This is a genomic window from Clostridium mobile, from assembly GCF_018918285.1.
Classification (GTDB): Bacteria; Bacillota; Clostridia; order Clostridiales; family Clostridiaceae; genus Clostridium_AW; species Clostridium_AW mobile.
This window is the reverse complement of sequence record NZ_JAHLQF010000002.1, coordinates 260,771-278,138: the sequence shown is the minus strand read 5'-3', so window position 1 is coordinate 278,138 and position 17,368 is coordinate 260,771. Positions and strand designations below refer to the sequence as shown.

General features: G+C 32.7%; 16 protein-coding genes. 3 read left to right on the top strand and 13 right to left on the bottom strand.

The window, feature by feature from the left end:
• Positions 1 to 17: 17 nt before the first annotated feature.
• Positions 18 to 797, bottom strand: coding sequence for an ABC transporter permease (locus KQI86_RS07240; protein WP_216438612.1), 780 nt, complete (start codon positions 795 to 797; stop codon positions 18 to 20).
• Positions 798 to 1,126: 329 nt separating this feature from the next.
• Between KQI86_RS07240 and KQI86_RS07235 the strand changes: the two genes are divergently transcribed.
• Entirely contained in the window at positions 1,127 to 2,017 is an 891-nt protein-coding gene (locus KQI86_RS07235) for a LysR substrate-binding domain-containing protein (protein WP_216438611.1), read from the top strand.
• Positions 2,018 to 2,042: 25 nt separating this feature from the next.
• Here the strand turns inward: KQI86_RS07235 and KQI86_RS07230 are convergent, their stop codons facing one another.
• The 11 genes from KQI86_RS07230 to sstT all read right to left on the bottom strand — a co-directional run bounded on the left by KQI86_RS07230 (position 2,043) and on the right by sstT (position 12,928).
• Complete coding sequence (locus tag KQI86_RS07230; RefSeq protein WP_216439520.1) at positions 2,043 to 2,570, bottom strand: YeeE/YedE thiosulfate transporter family protein; 528 nt, start codon at positions 2,568 to 2,570, stop codon at positions 2,043 to 2,045.
• 14 nt (positions 2,571 to 2,584) lie between these two features.
• Positions 2,585 to 2,809, bottom strand: coding sequence for a sulfurtransferase TusA family protein (locus KQI86_RS07225; RefSeq protein WP_216438610.1), 225 nt, complete (start codon positions 2,807 to 2,809; stop codon positions 2,585 to 2,587).
• A 13-nt stretch (positions 2,810 to 2,822) separates the two neighbouring features.
• Entirely contained in the window at positions 2,823 to 3,512 is a 690-nt protein-coding gene (locus tag KQI86_RS07220) for a YeeE/YedE thiosulfate transporter family protein (protein ID WP_216438609.1), read from the bottom strand.
• 222 nt (positions 3,513 to 3,734) lie between these two features.
• The gene (locus KQI86_RS07215) at positions 3,735 to 4,973 is read right to left on the bottom strand and encodes a metal-dependent hydrolase family protein (protein ID WP_216438608.1); all 1,239 of its coding nucleotides are present in this window, start codon (positions 4,971 to 4,973) and stop codon (positions 3,735 to 3,737) included.
• A gap of 59 nt (positions 4,974 to 5,032) precedes the next feature.
• A complete protein-coding gene (locus KQI86_RS07210; RefSeq protein ID WP_216438607.1) occupies positions 5,033 to 6,460 on the bottom strand; it encodes an APC family permease in 1,428 nt (475 codons plus the stop codon).
• Between the two features lie 274 nt (positions 6,461 to 6,734).
• Positions 6,735 to 6,998, bottom strand: coding sequence for a hypothetical protein (locus tag KQI86_RS07205; RefSeq protein ID WP_216438606.1), 264 nt, complete (start codon positions 6,996 to 6,998; stop codon positions 6,735 to 6,737).
• A 251-nt stretch (positions 6,999 to 7,249) separates the two neighbouring features.
• Positions 7,250 to 7,477, bottom strand: coding sequence for a DUF2798 domain-containing protein (locus tag KQI86_RS20360; protein WP_216438605.1), 228 nt, complete (start codon positions 7,475 to 7,477; stop codon positions 7,250 to 7,252).
• Between the two features lie 18 nt (positions 7,478 to 7,495).
• Complete coding sequence (locus KQI86_RS07195) at positions 7,496 to 7,927, bottom strand: MarR family winged helix-turn-helix transcriptional regulator (RefSeq protein WP_216438604.1); 432 nt, start codon at positions 7,925 to 7,927, stop codon at positions 7,496 to 7,498.
• A gap of 230 nt (positions 7,928 to 8,157) precedes the next feature.
• Entirely contained in the window at positions 8,158 to 9,357 is a 1,200-nt protein-coding gene (locus KQI86_RS07190) for an FprA family A-type flavoprotein (protein WP_216438603.1), read from the bottom strand.
• Between the two features lie 118 nt (positions 9,358 to 9,475).
• The gene (locus KQI86_RS07185) at positions 9,476 to 11,383 is read right to left on the bottom strand and encodes an acyl-CoA dehydrogenase family protein (RefSeq protein WP_216438602.1); all 1,908 of its coding nucleotides are present in this window, start codon (positions 11,381 to 11,383) and stop codon (positions 9,476 to 9,478) included.
• Between the two features lie 312 nt (positions 11,384 to 11,695).
• On the bottom strand, positions 11,696 to 12,928 hold the full coding sequence (gene sstT, locus KQI86_RS07180) for a serine/threonine transporter SstT (RefSeq protein WP_216438601.1): 1,233 nt from the start codon (positions 12,926 to 12,928) through the stop codon (positions 11,696 to 11,698).
• A 372-nt stretch (positions 12,929 to 13,300) separates the two neighbouring features.
• Here sstT and KQI86_RS07175 point away from each other — a divergent pair, with 372 nt between their 5' ends.
• On the top strand, positions 13,301 to 14,653 hold the full coding sequence (locus tag KQI86_RS07175; protein WP_216438600.1) for a M14 family metallopeptidase: 1,353 nt from the start codon (positions 13,301 to 13,303) through the stop codon (positions 14,651 to 14,653).
• A 250-nt stretch (positions 14,654 to 14,903) separates the two neighbouring features.
• Here the strand turns inward: KQI86_RS07175 and corA are convergent, their stop codons facing one another.
• Positions 14,904 to 15,968, bottom strand: coding sequence for a magnesium/cobalt transporter CorA (corA, locus tag KQI86_RS07170; protein WP_216438599.1), 1,065 nt, complete (start codon positions 15,966 to 15,968; stop codon positions 14,904 to 14,906).
• 185 nt (positions 15,969 to 16,153) lie between these two features.
• On the opposite strand from corA, the gene KQI86_RS20495 reads away from it, so the two are divergent.
• On the top strand, positions 16,154 to 17,047 hold the full coding sequence (locus tag KQI86_RS20495; RefSeq protein ID WP_216438598.1) for an AraC family transcriptional regulator: 894 nt from the start codon (positions 16,154 to 16,156) through the stop codon (positions 17,045 to 17,047).
• Positions 17,048 to 17,368: the final 321 nt, after the last annotated feature.

Genomic DNA, 17,368 nt, shown 5'->3' with positions numbered 1-17,368 from the left:
ACTCCTGAGTTATATTTTTATTCTTTTCCTTTCCAAGGAACAATTTTATTTTCAATAAACTGTATACTTTTGTCTAATAAAATACCTGTAATCCCCATTATAATAATTCCCAAAAATATAATATCGCTTCTCAGATAACGGCTTGAATCCAATACCATCCAACCTATACCAGAGTTTGCCGCAACCATTTCAGCAGATACCAAAGTAGTGTAAGCAACACCTAAAGCTGTTCTTAACCCTGTAAAAATATCAGGTAAACATGCCGGAAATATTACATGCATAAATATTTGCATTTTATTTGCACCTACTGTATAAGCACTATTTATGTAATCCTCTTTTATTTTTATAACCGCTGATACACATGAAATATAAATTGGTGCAAAACAAGCTAAAAATAGAAGTGCAATCTTAGATTCATTTTCAATTCCCATCCATAGAACTAAAAGTGTATAATAGGCTAATGGTGGAAGCGGTCTATAAAATTCTATAATAGGTTCAAAAATTGCTCTAAGCTTTGAACTATACCCACTTGCAAGTCCTAAAGGAATAGCAATTATCATAGCAGAAAAAAAGGCACTAATAAGTCTATTCATACTTGCCCCTAGATGCTCAAGCAGTGTATAGTTTTTATATCCATTTTCCATAATATCAACTAATGCATCCCATACCAATTGAGGAGATGGTACTAGTTTTTCATCAACCAATCCTAATTCTGTGGTAATGAACCATATTACTAAAATAATAATTACTGTTACACCAGTTAACATCCTTTCACCTATTGTTTTTTTCTTCACCATTACTCCCCCTTTCTTATTAAGTTTTCATATTTTAATTTAATCTTACAAAAACTACAATATCAATTCACTAAATCTTTTCACAGTAAAATAAATATAACATTGTTAATTTTATCCCAATGTTCATATTAATTATAATATATGGATATAGGTTTTTATTATAATTGTTCGTTATACTACATAACAAATAATTATGTTACACTGCATAATAAATCCTTAAGTTATAAAATTACTAATCAAAATAGCTACTTGTATTCATTTTTATTAGAACTAATGATACAATATAGACTATTAAAGGATATGTATTATTTTAAATTTAAGGATGTGACAATGTGAATCTTGAGTATCTTCAGTCATTTTATACAACCGTAAAGTATAATAGTATATCAAAAGCTGCTTTTCATCTTCACCTTACTCAACCTGGACTTAGTATGCAACTTAAAAATTTAGAAAAAGAACTTGGGACAAGTCTTTTAATAAGAAGTAACAAAGGTGTTAAACTAACAGAGGAAGGAAAGATTGTATTTAACTATGCCGATACTATATTATCTATTAAAGACAATATAGAAAGGGATCTTAAAAATTTACAACAGGATAGGCCAAAGTTACTTATTGGTTCCTGTAAAAGCATAGGAGAGTATGCTCTTCCTTGCACTATATTTGTCTTTAAAAAACTCCATAAGGAACTAGATATAAATATGGAAGTTAATAATTCATATGAAGTTATAAAAAAATTATGTGACCATTCCATTAACATAGGAATTATTCAAGATGATCCAAAAGAAAATAGCCTAGATATTGAATATCTAACTTCAGATGAGTTGATTTTAGTTGGAAATAATAATGAAGACATAGAGCATATTACTATAGAAGAATTAAAGAAATTGCCTCTTATATTGAGAGAGGAAAGCTCCAATGCAAGACACTTAGTAAAAAATGCTTTTCAAGAAAAAGGTGTTTTATTAGAAGATTTAAATGTTATTTATTCTCTAAATTCTCCAGAGGCTATTAAATCTTCTATACTAGCCGGGAAAGGAGTGTCATTTTTACCTAAAATAATAGTTAAAAATGAATTAAAAAAAGGTCTTCTTAAACATATTACCATGGATGAGATTAAAATAGAATTTAATTACTACCTTGCCTATAGAAAAAATTATGCATTTGACGAATATGAGCAGATGTTTGCAGATTTTATAACTTCTAATAAGAGAACATTTTGTTAAAAAAATAGGAGGATATAACTTCCTCCTAAATTAAATATTTAGATAAAATTTTAGTTCCTGCTATAGATCCTAAAACAACAAAAATCCAATAAACCCACGCATGTAAAGAAAAGGATGGTATTCCACTGAAAAAACTTCCAATATTGCAGCCAGAAGTAAGTCTAGCTCCATAGCCCATAATAATTCCACCCACAAGTGCAAGAATAGTCTGCTTTTTCCCCTTTAACCTTTTTAACTTAAATTGAGATGATAACAATGTTGCAATTAAAGCCCCTATAATTATACCAATATTTAAAATAGTATACTTATTAATAAATAAATTATGATTTAAAATTATATCTTCATATGTATAATCAAATATTTTAAAAAACTCCCATTTATATGCCTTAACACCAATGAGATCTAATATTCCTATACCCCATGTAAGAAAACCAGTGTTTATATGCCATGGAGTTCCAGTTATCCCCAATAAAATTACATTGAAAATGCCTAATAATGTACCTCCAGCCCAGTATGGCCAGGGTTTTTTTAACCATTCAATCATATTTTTAATCATCTCCTATATTATCATGGCTTTTGAATATAAACTTCCCATTCTCCATCCTCTAAATCCACTACTCTTACTAAGTGATTATTTTGCTGTCCCCATTCTTCTACGATAACTTCAATACAACTTTGATCTGAACGCAAAACTAAAATATCTCCACATTGCATTGTTTTTAATTCCTTAACTGCCTTAATTAGCGGAATTGGACACGGTTCATATAGGCAATCAAGTTCTCTTACTGCCATATATACTCCTCCCTCATGTTTTTTTTAATTTTTTATTTTCATACCGACTTGCTATCTTATATAAAATCATTAAAACAACTAATTGAAGTATAACTACAATTTTAAAATCTACATATTCTGGAAAGTAAATTACTTTTGCATTACTAATAATTTTGTCATACCAAAATGAATAATTCTTGGCCCCTAAAAGATTCCCTATTATAAATCCTAATGAAACTACCCATGGAAAGGCATGTCCCTCTCCAATTCTCACAAGAGCTGCCGAACTACAGCCTCCAGCAATAGTCATCCCAATTCCAAATATAAATGCTCCTATTGCAATATGAGAACCTACTGAAGTTATAGTGCCTGGAATACGTATATAATCTATGGGATTATTTTTAAGATAGGTATATTGAATTACCCCAAAACCTACAGTGCTTACCATCATAGCCAATAGTAAACCTTTTAAAAGCTTTGTATTTCGCAAAACAATAAAATCCCTAAGTGCTGCTGAAAAGCAAAATCTAGAATATCTTAATACAATACCAAATCCAATACCTATAACCCAGTAACAAACATAGTTATGATTATATTTCCAAAGAAATACACAGATAGCTAATGCAACTATAAAAATGCTAATTGCATATGGAATTTGATTTTTTTGTTTTTGCTTTGCTTTCATCTGTCGCTGCTGTATTAATGAGTCCATATCATTAATCAATATATCACATCCCTATTTCATATTGCCATATTGATTGTACTCCATCTTTATAATACTGTCTAGGTGTCAGGCCTCTTGCAAAAACTTGAACATTTTTTGTTAGTAAAATATAAGCGAATAAAAAAGCTTCAGATGATTATTTCCTCACCTGAAGCTCTTATTTTTCACTTATCCTTGTTAACTTTAAAATTAATCCTTACCTTTTCTTTAGATATTACATTATTATTTTCTTTTAACAAACTTACCTTCCTTCATAATAACTTCCATTTTTTCAGTAGCAATATTATGAATATCTTTTAATGGATTACCACCAATAACAAGAAGATCAGCAAATTTACCTTTTTCAAGAGTACCTGTAATATCATCTATTCTAAGCATTTCAGCACCATTTTTAGTAGCAGCTAAAATTGTTTCCATTTCTGTTAATCCTGATTTGTTAAGTGTATACATCTCAGTAATAGCATATTTTCCGTATGGGGTTAAGCTACTGCAGAAAGAATCTGATCCAACGGTAATTCTGATTCCCTTTTTATTTGCATTTTGTAGGTTGCTAACTATACGATTAAGCTCTTTTTCTGCAGTTGTATTACCTGGATACTGATCATGAATCGCCCTATATGGTGGCTCATATACTGTAAACCATTCATAAAAGAACTGAAGAGTTGGGCAGAAAGTAATATCTTTTTCCTTCATTATTTCCAAACATTCTTCATTTAGCTCTTGCCCATGAATTATTGCAGATACTCCTGCTTTACAGGAATCTAATGCACCGCCATAACCTTCAGCATGAGACCAAACAGGTAGTCCTACCATATTGCATTCATCAACAACTGCTTGAATCTCCTCTAAGCAATAATGAGAGTCAGCCTTTGCATCATGCCTCCATATTCCTCCTCCTGTTGACCATATTTTGATAGCATCTGGATTTTCACGAAGTCTTCTTCTTACTGCTTTACGTAAATCCCAAGGACCATCAACACGTTCAGCCCAAGGATGGGAAGCATTATTATAATCTAATGGTAATCTATGAGAGTCACCATGTCCTGCCGTTCTACAGAAGCCAAGTCCAGATGTAACTACACGAGGTCCAGGAATAACACCTTCTTCAATCATGTCACGGATATATATACCCGAACGTGAAATTTCACCTACAGAGGTTAATCCATGTTCTAATGCTTCACGAGCCTGCGCCACAGCAACAATTGTCTTTTGTATAACAGGTTCAAGTATCCAATCAGAATCATCATCAGTTCTATTTCCACTAAAATGAAGATGGCTATCAATTAAGCCAGGCATAATTGTTTTTCCTGTAATATGAATTTTTTCATAATCTTCACCTACATCTATCATTGGACCAGCATATTCAATTTTCTTATCATTCACAAGCAATAGTGAATTTTCTACTGGTTGCTTACCAGTTCCATCAATTAATAAACCACCCATAAAAGCAATTTTACTCATAATATGTCCCCCTAACATTAAAATTATTTAAATTTAAGTATTGTAAGCTATTTTAATAACTAATTTAAGGTACTGCTTTTGTTTTCTATCTTTTCTACTTTCTTATTTCTAAGTAACATAAATGTAAGCCCTATTAAAAACCAAGCAGCTACAATAACCCATTCAACGGTATTTAAAGATGCGGGGCTACCAGGGATAACCAATAGCGCTATAATTATAAATGATGTAACACAGGCTAATGATATTCCAATTTTGCCTCCTGGAACCTTATAAGGTCTTGGAATATCAGGTTCTGTTCTTCTCATACGTAGACAAGCAGCGCTAACCATAAAACAAGCAAATATAAATGCTAATGAACTAACATTAGTTAATGGTACTAACATATTCTTACCTAAAAATGGACCTATTATAGTAAGCATTGCCATTAAAGTATTAGCAGCTTTGGGAGTTCCATTCTTTTTATCTAATTGTCCAAACTTTTCCGGCAACTGTCCTTTACGTCCCATTGCTAGTAAAATCCTAGTAGTAGCTCCAAAGAAAGAATTCATAGGGCCTAATGGTCCCATAATAGCAATAAACATCATTACTTTTGAAAATACCCTAAGACCAATTACTGATAAAATAGTTAAAGCAGGTATATTATAAGTAACAAATTGTTCCCAAGGAACTATTGTACCAAAGGAATATATACAAATTACATAAAATACACCAGCAGCAAGCAATGCCATACTAATAACTTTACCAAATTTATTCCAATCCAATCCCTCTGCTGCTTCCTCAGCTTGTTGTGGTATAGTATCAAATCCTGCATAAAAAAATGGTGTCATAACTAAAACCGGAAGAATACCCATCCATATACTTTTACCTGAAGCTGCTCCCTTATATATAGGTTGCATGTTGCTAGGACCTCCTCTAAATAAAGAAACCGCCATAGCACTTGCCATACCTGCAAGTAATAGCTTGGTTAAAAATCCTTGAAGCTTTGCAGCCGCAGAAGCACCTTTAAAATTTAATCGAATAACATAAAATGCAAATATAATTGCTATAAGTAAAGTAGGAAGATATACTGTAGCTCCCATAATTTCATACAACGGGAAGACCTTAAGTGCAGGAATAAACTCTCCAGCTAAAGATGAAATAGCAATAGCTTCCCAAGGACAAAGAATACCATTTCCTAAAGCAAGAAACCATCCAGTAAAATATGATGCCTTGTTTCCAAAAGTACGTGAAACATATTCCACTATACCACCAGAAACAGGAATAGCAGCTGTCAATTCACCAAAAACTGCCCCTATAGGGAGTAAAAATATTGAACCTATAACAAATGCAATTATTGCAGCTAAAGGCCCTCCTCCTATAATCATCCAGTCTCCAACCAACAAAACCCATCCTGTTCCAATAATAGCCCCAAATCCTATGGTAAAAAAGTTCCATAGAGAAAGAGTTTTCTTCATTCCAGTTTGTTTAGTTGGTGTAGTATTTGACATTTCTAATATTCCCCCTCTCCTGCATCTACTAAGATGCTAATATATTTTAGTATGATTGTAATTAGTATTGTACTCCTTACTACAATTTCCTTCAACCATATTTTACCATAAATTACCCTTGATAACTTCTATCTACTTAATAATACATGCACTAGCTATGTATATTACACATAACAAAGAAAAAAAGTGAATTCTCAAGAATCCACTTTTTCACAGCTATTCATTTTGTATATAAATCTCTATTTGACTTTAAATGTAAATAAATAAAATCCCATTACTCCAATAATTTTTCTTCTAAATAAGAATACTTTAAATACTCTGGATTGCTATAATAAACAGATGAATCGAAATCTGATATTTCATCTGAAACTTGCTCAAATGATAGACAATGATTAACTTCCGCAATATCTAATTGTCTAGCTAGCTCTTTTTTACCTAATATTTGAACAATTGTTGATCTTCTATTTTTACTTTTTCTACCTATAAATTCTATAAGACAACAGACATAAAACAAATCATTTTTTTGAATATCATTCATTAATAATCTCACCTCTTGAAATATCTCCCGCTAGAAAGTCATTTACAAAATTTCACACTGTATCATCAGCCATTGCATACTGAAGTGTTGTATCTATCTTCCCATATTCTATCTATTTTGCTTTTTAATTCACCTGTAATCATTAGTTGTCCTCCAAAATGTAAAAATAATTGCATTAGTCTATACAGATGCAATTATTTTATAACCTTATTTTTTTGTGTTTTCTATAATTTTTAACCAAGGAGCTGTTACTACTCCTCCACTATCTTATTTACTATCTTGTCCGCCACTGGAATAAGTATATTAGCTAATGGCACAGAAATGGCTGTACCTACCAATGAAGATTTTAAAAATGCCATGAAGAAACCTGCTCTAAATCCATAATTTATTATTACCATAAAAAATGCAATGGGCACAGATATAAATACAGCAGCAAGACATGAAAATACGATTCCCCTGTACTTCTTACTTATTTTCACAAACATCATCCACCTTTATTAATCTCTATTCAGTGCCTTTACTGACATATTCTTTAATATATCAGATACCATTTTTAATTCTCCATCATTTACATCTGATGAAATCAAATCATCCCAAGACTTTAATGCATTGTATATCCTGTGTTTAACCATTAAAGCCTTTTCTGTAACTTGTATTTTATATGATCTTTTGTCACTTTCATTTTTTACTCTTTTTATATATCCTTTATCCTCAAGGCTACTTATACTCCTTGTTATCGCTGCCTTATCGATATAATATATTTCAGCTAAATCCTCTTGAGTCAATTCTTTGTTTTCATAGAGTTTTATTAAATATATATATTCACCTGATGTTATATTTAAGTCCTTTAATTCATTATTTATAAATATCTGAAACTGTCTATATAATATGGATATCCATCTTCCAAATTCTTCGTATATGTTTTTCATATTTATCACCATCTTTATTTTACAATATTATAGTTGACAAGTCAGCTATATGTCAAATCTTTAAGTCTTTCTTTCTCTCTTAAATAAGCAACTTCTATTATTTTAGCTTCCTTCTTTTTAAAATAAAAACCTCCTATCCATATATTGCATGGACAGAAGGTTTATTGTTATAATATGATGCTCCTACTTACAGAGTAAGATACATGTCTTTTAAATTTACTTCTTCAAAACTACTTCATTGATTCTATGATGCTGTCAGCTAGAGCGTCCATTGAGTCTCCATCTTCTTCTTTCATGCTGGAATTTACTGATATGTCGCTGTCTAACACATTCATTTCTTTCATATCATCTAAAAGTTCACGCATAAGTTTACCGGATTGAGGAGCCCAGGAACCATTTTCTATTAAAGCAAAAGTACGTTTTTGAAGGTTTAACGCCTTCATATCCATTAGATAATTTAACATTGGTGGATAAATATTTAAGTTATAAGTTACTGATGCAAGCACCACATGACTATATTTGAATGTTTCAGAAATCAAATAGGACACATGAGTTTTTGAAACATCATACATAACCACATTAGTCATTCCCTTTTTCACTAGCCTTGTTGCCAAATCGTTGGCAGCGGCTTCTGTATTTCCGTACATTGTTCCATAAACTATCATTACGCCCTTTTCCTCAGGCTGATATCGACTCCACTTGTCGTATTTATCTAATAAGTACCCGAAATCATTACGCCATACTGGTCCATGTAGAGGACATATAATCTTGATGTCTATAGTGCTTGCCTTCTTTAATAGAGCCTGAACATGAGGGCCATACTTGCCTACAATATTTGTATAATATCTTCTGGCATCATCAATCCAATCTCTATCAAAGTTTAACTCATCATTAAATAGCTTACCATCTAATGCACCGAAAGAGCCAAAGGCATCAGCGGAAAATAATATGCCGTCGGTAGTATCGTATGTCACCATAGCTTCTGGCCAATGTACCATTGGAGCAGACACAAATACAACGTTATGTTTTCCAAAGGACATTGTGTCCCCTTCTTTTACTTCTATTATTTTGCCATCTATACGGAAACCAAACTGATTCATGAACATAAAAGCTTTTTCAGTACATACAATCTTTACATCCGGATAACGAAGAACAATCTCTTCAATACATGCTGCATGATCAGGCTCCATATGGTTGATTACCATGTAATCTAAAGGTCTGTCCCCTAGAACTCCTTGAATATTTTCAAGGAACTGACGACATATTGACCAGTCCACCGTATCAAAGAGCACTGTCTTCTCATCTAAAAGTAAATAAGAGTTATATGAAACACCCCTTGGAATGGGATGAATATTTTCAAAGAGAGCAAGTCGGCGATCGTTGCCACCAACCCAATAAAGATCTTCAGTTATATTTCTAACACAATGCATAAATCTAATCCTCCTTCACACTAAAAACACATTATTACGTTTGCTTACTTATAAGAGTTCATATTTATAAGAATCATACTTATAAATACCATACTTGTAAGAACTATTCTTATAATAATTAAACTTCTATAAACATATCTTTTTCTTCACCACAAGCAGGGCAGGTCCATTCTTCAGGTATATCTTCAAAGAGTGTACCTGGAGCTACTTCTCCTTCTGGATCACCTAAGCCAGGATCGTATTCATAACCACATCCGTTACATACATGATATTTCCAAGTTGGAACGGCTTTCTTTGGAACAGCTCTCTTCATCTTCTTCATTGGTGGAGCCTCATTTTTTGCTTCTCCGTTATCTAAAGCAGCAGTTAGCAATGGCAATATCTCCATTAAATCTCCAACGATACCATAGTCTGAGTTCTTAAAAATTTTCGCATTAGGATTTATATTTATAGCAACAATTGTAGAAGCATCCTTTATACCTTTTAAATGTTGACCTGCACCTGAAATACCGCAGGCAATGTAAAGATTCCCTTTAAATTTTTGTCCTGACATACCAACATAACGATTCAACGGTACATATTTAAGTGTTTCAGCTACTGGACGAGAAGAGCCTATAGCTGCACCAGCTTGAACTGCTAAATCTTCTATAAGTCTCATATTTTCCTTTTCCCCTATGCCTAGTCCTACGCTGACTACTCTTTCAGCTTTACTAATAGGAGTATCCAAAGGAATTCCCACTGTGAAATCATAGCCATCTGCCTTAAGAGCTTCCACAAGAGCATTAACTCTTTCTTCAGCAGTTCCTTCCTTAAAAATCACTTTCTTACGATAGCCTGTGACAGGCCCACTTTGAGAAACTTTACCTGCACCCTCGCTTTTCGGCATCTTACCTATGATGTTAGCAGAGATAACTATACGCTGAATCTCATTAGTTCCTTCATATATTGTACAAATTTTAGCATCTCTATAAGCACGCTCAACTTCCATGCCTTTCATATAGCCACTTCCGCCAAATATTTGAAGAGCATCATTTACAATCTCAAGACAAACATCTGAAGCATATTGTTTTGCCATAGCAGCTTCCATACTATAACGCTCATGATTTTCTTTTAACTCTGCGGCACTGTAAATAAGCAATCTAGCTGCTCTAAGCTTTGTAGCCATATCTGCCAACTTAAAAGAGATGATCTGTTGATGGCAAATAGGTTTTCCAAACTGAACTCTTTCTTTTGAATACTCCAGTGCATGTTCATAAGCTCCCTGAGCTATTCCAAGGGCCTGAGCTGCAATACCGATACGGCCTCCATCTAAAGTGGACATAGCAATTTTAAAACCATCGCCTTCTTTGCCTAATAAATTTTCCTTAGGCACTTTCACGTCATTGAAAATCAGCTCTCCAGTGGCTGAAGAACGAATACCCAACTTGTCGTAATGTTTGCCAAAGCTAAATCCTTCCCAGCCCTTCTCTACAATAAAGGCACTGATGCCGCGAGTACCTATGTTCGGTGTAGTAACCGCAAAAATAATATAAATATCAGCCTCACCTGCGTTGGTGATAAAAATCTTTTCACCATTTAAAATGTAATAATCCTCTTCTAATACAGCAGTGGTTTCTGTACCACCGGCATCACTTCCCGCATTTTCTTCCGTAAGACCAAATGCTCCAAGTTTCTCTCCCTTTGCTAATGGAACTAAGTATTTTTCCTTCTGCTCCTCTGTTCCATAGGCAGCAATTGGATATGCACCTAAAGATGTATGAGCGGAAAGAATTACTCCTGTACCTCCATCCACTCTTGATAATTCCTCAACGGCGATTGCATAGCTGATTACATCTAAGCCTGCTCCGCCCTGCTCTTTTGAATATGGAATCCCCATCATACCCATATCAGCTAGCTTATGAATTGCTTCGGAAGGGAATTTGTTTTCCTGATCCAACATAAACGCAATAGGTTTAATTTCCTCTTCAGCAAACTCTCTGATTTTTGTCCTCAAATTTTCATGTTGTTCCGTAGTTTTAAAAAACATAAATGCACCTCCGCTTTGAATTAATATGGTTTAATGCAAGTAACTCCTTCAATTCTTTTTACATTTAAAATCTATCTAATTAGTATGATTTATTGCCTCAAGTATATTTGAAATATATTCTTTTAAAGTATAATTAGACCATATAACTTTATTCTATACCTTTTAAGTATATATTTCAACCCTAATTTATACCTTTTTTGTAATGTTTTCTAATTAAAGGATTCTTATCTAAAACAAAAACCCTCCATTAGCAATGATAAACTGCCAATAGAGGGCTTAAATATGTGTAAAAATAACACCATTATTTCATTTTTATTTATTAATAACTATTTCTTTTCCCTGTTTACGCCACTTTGCAAATTCAGCAGTTGCTGTGAAAAGCACATCTGTGGATGAGTTAAGTGCTGTTTCGCAAGAGTCTTGCAGTACACCTACGATAAATCCTACACCAACTACCTTCATAGCAACATCGTTTGGAATACCAAATAAGCTGCATGCTAGAGGAATCAGTAATAAAGAACCACCAGCAACACCTGAGGCACCACAAGCAGCTACAGCTGACAGTACGCTAAGGATTATGGACGTACCTATGTCCACTTTAATGCCAAGAGTATTAACAGCTGCAAGGGTTAAAACAGCAATAGTAACAGCTGCACCAGCCATATTAATTGTAGCCCCTAATGGAATAGATACAGAATAAGTATTTTTATCTAAACCTAATTTTTCACATAAGCTCATATTCACAGGAATGTTCGCCGCTGAGCTACGTGTAAAGAATGCTGTAATACCACTTTCCTTTAAACATTTAAGCACAAGTGGGAATGGGTTTTTACGAATATATATAAACACAATTATTGGATTTATAACAAGAGCCACAAAGACCATGCAACCAATCAAAACTGCAAGTAGTTGTCCATAGCCAAGTAAGGACTCAATTCCATTTGTAGCAATAGTATCAAATACAAGCCCCATGATTCCTAATGGTGCAAAGTTTATGATCCATTTAACTATTTGAGATACTGCATCTGATAAATTAGAAATCATAGTTTTTGTAGAATCAGATGCTCCTCTTAAAGCAAGTCCAAGAAGTATTGACCAAGATAATATACCGATATAGTTAGCATTATAAATAGCTTTTACTGGATTATCAACAATATTCATAAGTAATGATTTTAGAACCTCTGAAACCCCACCTGGAGCAGTCACACTCTCAGCGCTGGCTGTAAGTGTTAAATTTACTGGAAACATAAAACTTACAACAACCGCTGCAACTCCAGCTAAAAATGTTCCTAAAAGATAAAGAACTATAATTGATTTCATGTTAGTTTGATGTCCACTCTTGTGTTGAGCAATTGCTGCCATTACTAATAAGAATACTAATACAGGTGCAACCCCTTTTAAAGCACCTACAAATAAAGAACCTAAGATAACAATTGGTTTTGCTACTTCAGGAATTGTTACAGCCAGTATAATACCAATAGCCAAACCTATGATTATTCTTTTTACTAGGCTTAATTCATTCCAGCTTTTCATTAGTTTTTTCATAAACTTTTCCTCCCCTAAATAAGATATAAATGCCACAACTAAATAAAATATAAATCCTATATATATAAATCTAGATTTATAGTGTACTACGTTTTATAGACACTTGTCAACGAGTAATGTACAGATTTGAAAGACATTTGATTCCAAATAAGGTACATTCAATGAAAAATTTGATCTAATTAAGGAACAGTCATTGAAAAATTTTAAAAAATTCACCATTTAATAATTAGTGGTTTACTGAACTATATTGTAACTAAGATGAATATAATTTAATAAAACAATGAATTAAATAATAATTTCTTTTAAAATCCTAAATGATTTAAGACATCACAAAATAATATATATGACTTATTATTTCAAAGGGGGATAACCATGAAAAAACTTACTGTATTAATTTTAATTCTTGCATTATTAATTACACCTTCTGGCTATGTATTTGCTCAAAATGACAATAACACAAATAATCAATTAAAAAATATCAATTGGGATGAAAGACATACTTTAGAATTCCATGATAATTTATTAAAAGACCTAGCTAAAGAATATCCTAAGATAGCAAAGACTTATCCAATCGGTCACACTTGGAGGGAAAGAAAGATAAATGCCATAGAACTAACTAGCAATGTAAAGAATGAAAAAAACAAAACTGGTATTGCTGTCATTGGAAATATCCATGGAAATGAACAGGAATCCGCTGAAAGTGCATCTTACACAGCTTGGTGGCTAGCTACAAATTATGCTGCTGATAAAAAAGTAAAGAATATCTTAGACAATTATATAGTATATATCATACCTGTTATGAATCCTGATGGATACGCTCAATCACTTATATATCCTATCAGAGAAAATTTAAGACCTACAGACCGCAATGGCAACAATATAGTATTTAGCGACCCATATACAGATACAGATGGGGACGGAGTAATAGCTGATATATATGTAGGTGCAAAAGATTCAGCTATAAAAGACAGAAAGAAAATTGGTATGGAAAGCCCTGACTGGGATAAAAATGGAGTATTCGGAGATGATCCAAAACAAAGTAATATTGATTTAAATAGAACCTTTGATTACTTGTGGAACTACTTAGATGTGGATACAAAACCAGCATTAGGTGGAAATGCATATACAAGAGCAGGCTCCAACCCTGCTACAGAACCCGAAGTAAAAGCTGTTCAAAATTTCTTATTAACAAAGAAAATCCATGCACTAGCATCCCTTCACACAGGCATACAATGTGTATTGACACCATGGTGTAATACTCCTGAAAAACCAGTGGACGCTAATTTCATGGAAAAAGTGGCCCTTGATATGACAAATGCACTCCAAAATACTACAGGCAGAAAATTTTATACAAAGCAGTCCTATGACGATTATCCTACTTCTGCCGAAATGATAGATTGGACATATGGCAGACTTGGCATCCACTCATACACTATTGAAGTTTATAGAGGTGGCAAATCCAATCCAAATGGTCCAATCGAAGATCAGTGCGCATGGGGAAATGAATTACCAGCGGATCAATGGATATATAAGGGCGATTGGAATGGAATTAAGGATGTATGGTTTAGAAAAACATCAAGAGCTCAAATGGTAGGAGTAGCTCCACCAGAACAGAGTAAAATGGTAGAAGGCGCAAAGGACGCCATCTTGGTAATGATACAGAGCGAACCATATGGACAGGGCTCTAAAGCTCCTGACTATTTATTTTGGGGAAATGGCTGGTAAAAAACTTTATTAGATAAATTTTATTTAATAAGTGCTATTAAATCCTATGCTATATAATTGAATTTTATATTATATAGTTAAATTCTGTATTATATAGCTAAATTCTATATCATCTAATTAAAGAGTCTATATATTATTTTGTGAAAAACCCTCTGAATTAATATGCACTAATTCAGAGGGTTTATTTTCTATCATAGAATATTTAATCAAAATTTCTCCTATCTCCTATAAGTATAATAAGCAAAATACACTAAAACCATCTTTTTCTTCTAAGATAATGGATCATAGATAATGTGCAAGCAATAGTTATTATCCAGAAAATCAAATATCCATATTTAAATTTAAGTTCAGGCATGTATTCAAAATTCATTCCATATATACCTGTTAAGAATGAAAGAGGAATAAATATGGTTGAAAATATAGTAAGTACCTTCATTATTTCATTTGTTTTATTGCTTACACTAGATAGGTACGTATCTAGCATGCCAGATAAAATATCTCTATAAGTTTCTATTATATCAACAATCTCAATAGTGTGATCATATACATCCCTTAAGAACATTACAGTTTTATCTTCTATCAACTCATATTCAGATTTCACAAGTTTTGCAAGGACTTCTCTAAGTGGCCAAATAGAATTTCTTAAAAAAATCAATTCCCTCTTTAATTTGTAAATATCATCAAGTGTTTTTTTGCTAGGATTACTCATAAGAATATCTTCAATTGTATCTATTGAATTGCCAATGCTTTCTATAATGTCAAAATAGCTGTCAACTATAGAATCTATCAAAGAATAAGCCAAATAGTCTGTTCCTTTAGCTCTTATATTAGATTTATCCAGTTCAAGTCTTCTTCTAAGGTCATCAAAAACATCCCCTTCAAATTCTTGAAAAGATAAAATATAGTTTTCAAAAATTATAAGGCTAACTTGTTCAGATTTAATCTCTTTTATCGACTTATCGTAATAAAGCATTTTAACAACAATGTATATATAATTATTATCTATATCTATTTTAGGGCGCTGTGTTGTATTTAAAATGTCTTCTAATATAAGAGGATGAATACTGAACCTTTTCCCTATGTCGCTAATTATTTCGATGGAATGTAATTCATCAATATTTATCCAATTTATGCTATCATCTCTACATGAGGACAGACATTTTTCTATATCCTCATACACAGCTCTATTAAAATTCTCTTTATTGTAACTTATACGGGTAATCTTCACATCCTCACTTACATGTTCACCTACATGTACAAGTGTACCAGGAGCAGTACCAATTTTACTTTTTCGGCTTTTAATTCTTTTTGGCATAATTCTTCCTTTCTTCTCTTCCTCTCTTATATTCTGTAACTTCCTTCAATTTTATCACAATTCCATTTCGTGGAACAATATAGAGCAAAATTCATCCTTAGCAAAATAGGAACAGAAGTTTCTTCATACCTATGATAATATATAATTACCGTACGGCAATTTCTTGATTATAGGAGGTACCTCTCGTGGATTATATAGATTTAATACAAAAAACAATAGATTACATCGATGATAATATTCTTGAAAAAATAACTGTCAATGAGTTAGCCCAAATTGCAGGGTTCTCAACTTATCATTATTATAGAGTATTCAATAGCTTTGTTGGACTACCTGTAATGGAATATGTGACAAGACGAAAACTTCAATATGCTCTTTACGAGCTTAGCAGTGGTGTAAAAGTACTTGATATAGCATTAAAGTATGGCTTTGAAACTCATGGTGGATTTACAAAAGCCTTTAAAAAACACTTTGGATATGCACCAAACTTTTATCGAATGCATATATCCATAAGTTTTCCACAGAAAATTAATCTAAAAAAATTAAGAGAGAATAGAATTGGAGGGGTTATAATGGAACCTAAAATAATTAAAAAAGACCCTTTTAAAATAGTTGGATATGAATTTAAAACTACCCTAAGAAACAATGCTCACACTAGAGATATTCCTGGATTTTGGAACCAATGCAATATTGAAGGCAAAGAAGCTAAATTGTATGAAACTCAAAATCCACCTAAACATGGTGAATATGGCATTTGCATAAATACAAATATGGAAAACGACCAATTCTCCTACGTATTAGGAGTAGAAGTTTCAAACTTTGATAATGCTTTAGAGGATATGTATAAGCTTGAAGTACCTGCTGCTACCTATGCAGTATTTACCACTCCCCCTGTAAATGAAGATGATTTTGTAAGCTCAATTGAAGGTACTTGGAAGTATATACTTGAGGAGTGGTTCCCAAGCTCTGGATATGAAATTGATGATTCAAAACTAGACTTTGAATTCTACGATGAACTCTGCCACCATTGGGAATGCAAAAAACTTTCTATGTATATTTATGTGCCAATAATAAAAAAATAATTATCCCAAAACTTATATGCAAAATTTATGTCCAAAATTAAATAAACATATTCATTTAGCACAAAATGAATATGTTTATCCGATGACTACCATCCGTAATACTCCCATCTTCTACAAGTGGGAGATATTAGAACTCTTGAGCTTCAATGATTTAGAGTTCCTATGCTATGCATAACGGATGCTACGTCCCTGGATAAGTTCTTCTAAGCTTCAGTTGGAGTAAGTATTCCTTTTAAGCAAACTCTATCTGAAGCTAAGAATCACTTGATTTCTATAAATACTATATTTAAATATGATAAACCTATTCATTTCACATAAAAT

Bases quoted from the DNA above. Each gene is read 5' to 3' on its own strand.
- KQI86_RS07240 (WP_216438612.1), bottom strand. From the start codon at position 797: ATGGTGAAGAAAAAAACAATAGGTGAAAGGATGTTAACTGGTGTAACA.
- KQI86_RS07205 (WP_216438606.1), bottom strand. From the start codon at position 6,998: ATGAATGATATTCAAAAAAATGATTTGTTTTATGTCTGTTGTCTTATA.
- KQI86_RS07210 (WP_216438607.1), bottom strand. From the start codon at position 6,460: ATGTCAAATACTACACCAACTAAACAAACTGGAATGAAGAAAACTCTT.
- KQI86_RS07215 (WP_216438608.1), bottom strand. From the start codon at position 4,973: ATGAGTAAAATTGCTTTTATGGGTGGTTTATTAATTGATGGAACTGGT.
- KQI86_RS07175 (WP_216438600.1), top strand. From the start codon at position 13,301: ATGAAAAAACTTACTGTATTAATTTTAATTCTTGCATTATTAATTACA.
- corA (WP_216438599.1), bottom strand. From the start codon at position 15,968: ATGCCAAAAAGAATTAAAAGCCGAAAAAGTAAAATTGGTACTGCTCCT.
- KQI86_RS07195 (WP_216438604.1), bottom strand. From the start codon at position 7,927: ATGAAAAACATATACGAAGAATTTGGAAGATGGATATCCATATTATAT.
- KQI86_RS07225 (WP_216438610.1), bottom strand. From the start codon at position 2,809: ATGGCAGTAAGAGAACTTGATTGCCTATATGAACCGTGTCCAATTCCG.
- KQI86_RS07190 (WP_216438603.1), bottom strand. From the start codon at position 9,357: ATGCATTGTGTTAGAAATATAACTGAAGATCTTTATTGGGTTGGTGGC.
- sstT (WP_216438601.1), bottom strand. From the start codon at position 12,928: ATGAAAAAACTAATGAAAAGCTGGAATGAATTAAGCCTAGTAAAAAGA.
- KQI86_RS07185 (WP_216438602.1), bottom strand. From the start codon at position 11,383: ATGTTTTTTAAAACTACGGAACAACATGAAAATTTGAGGACAAAAATC.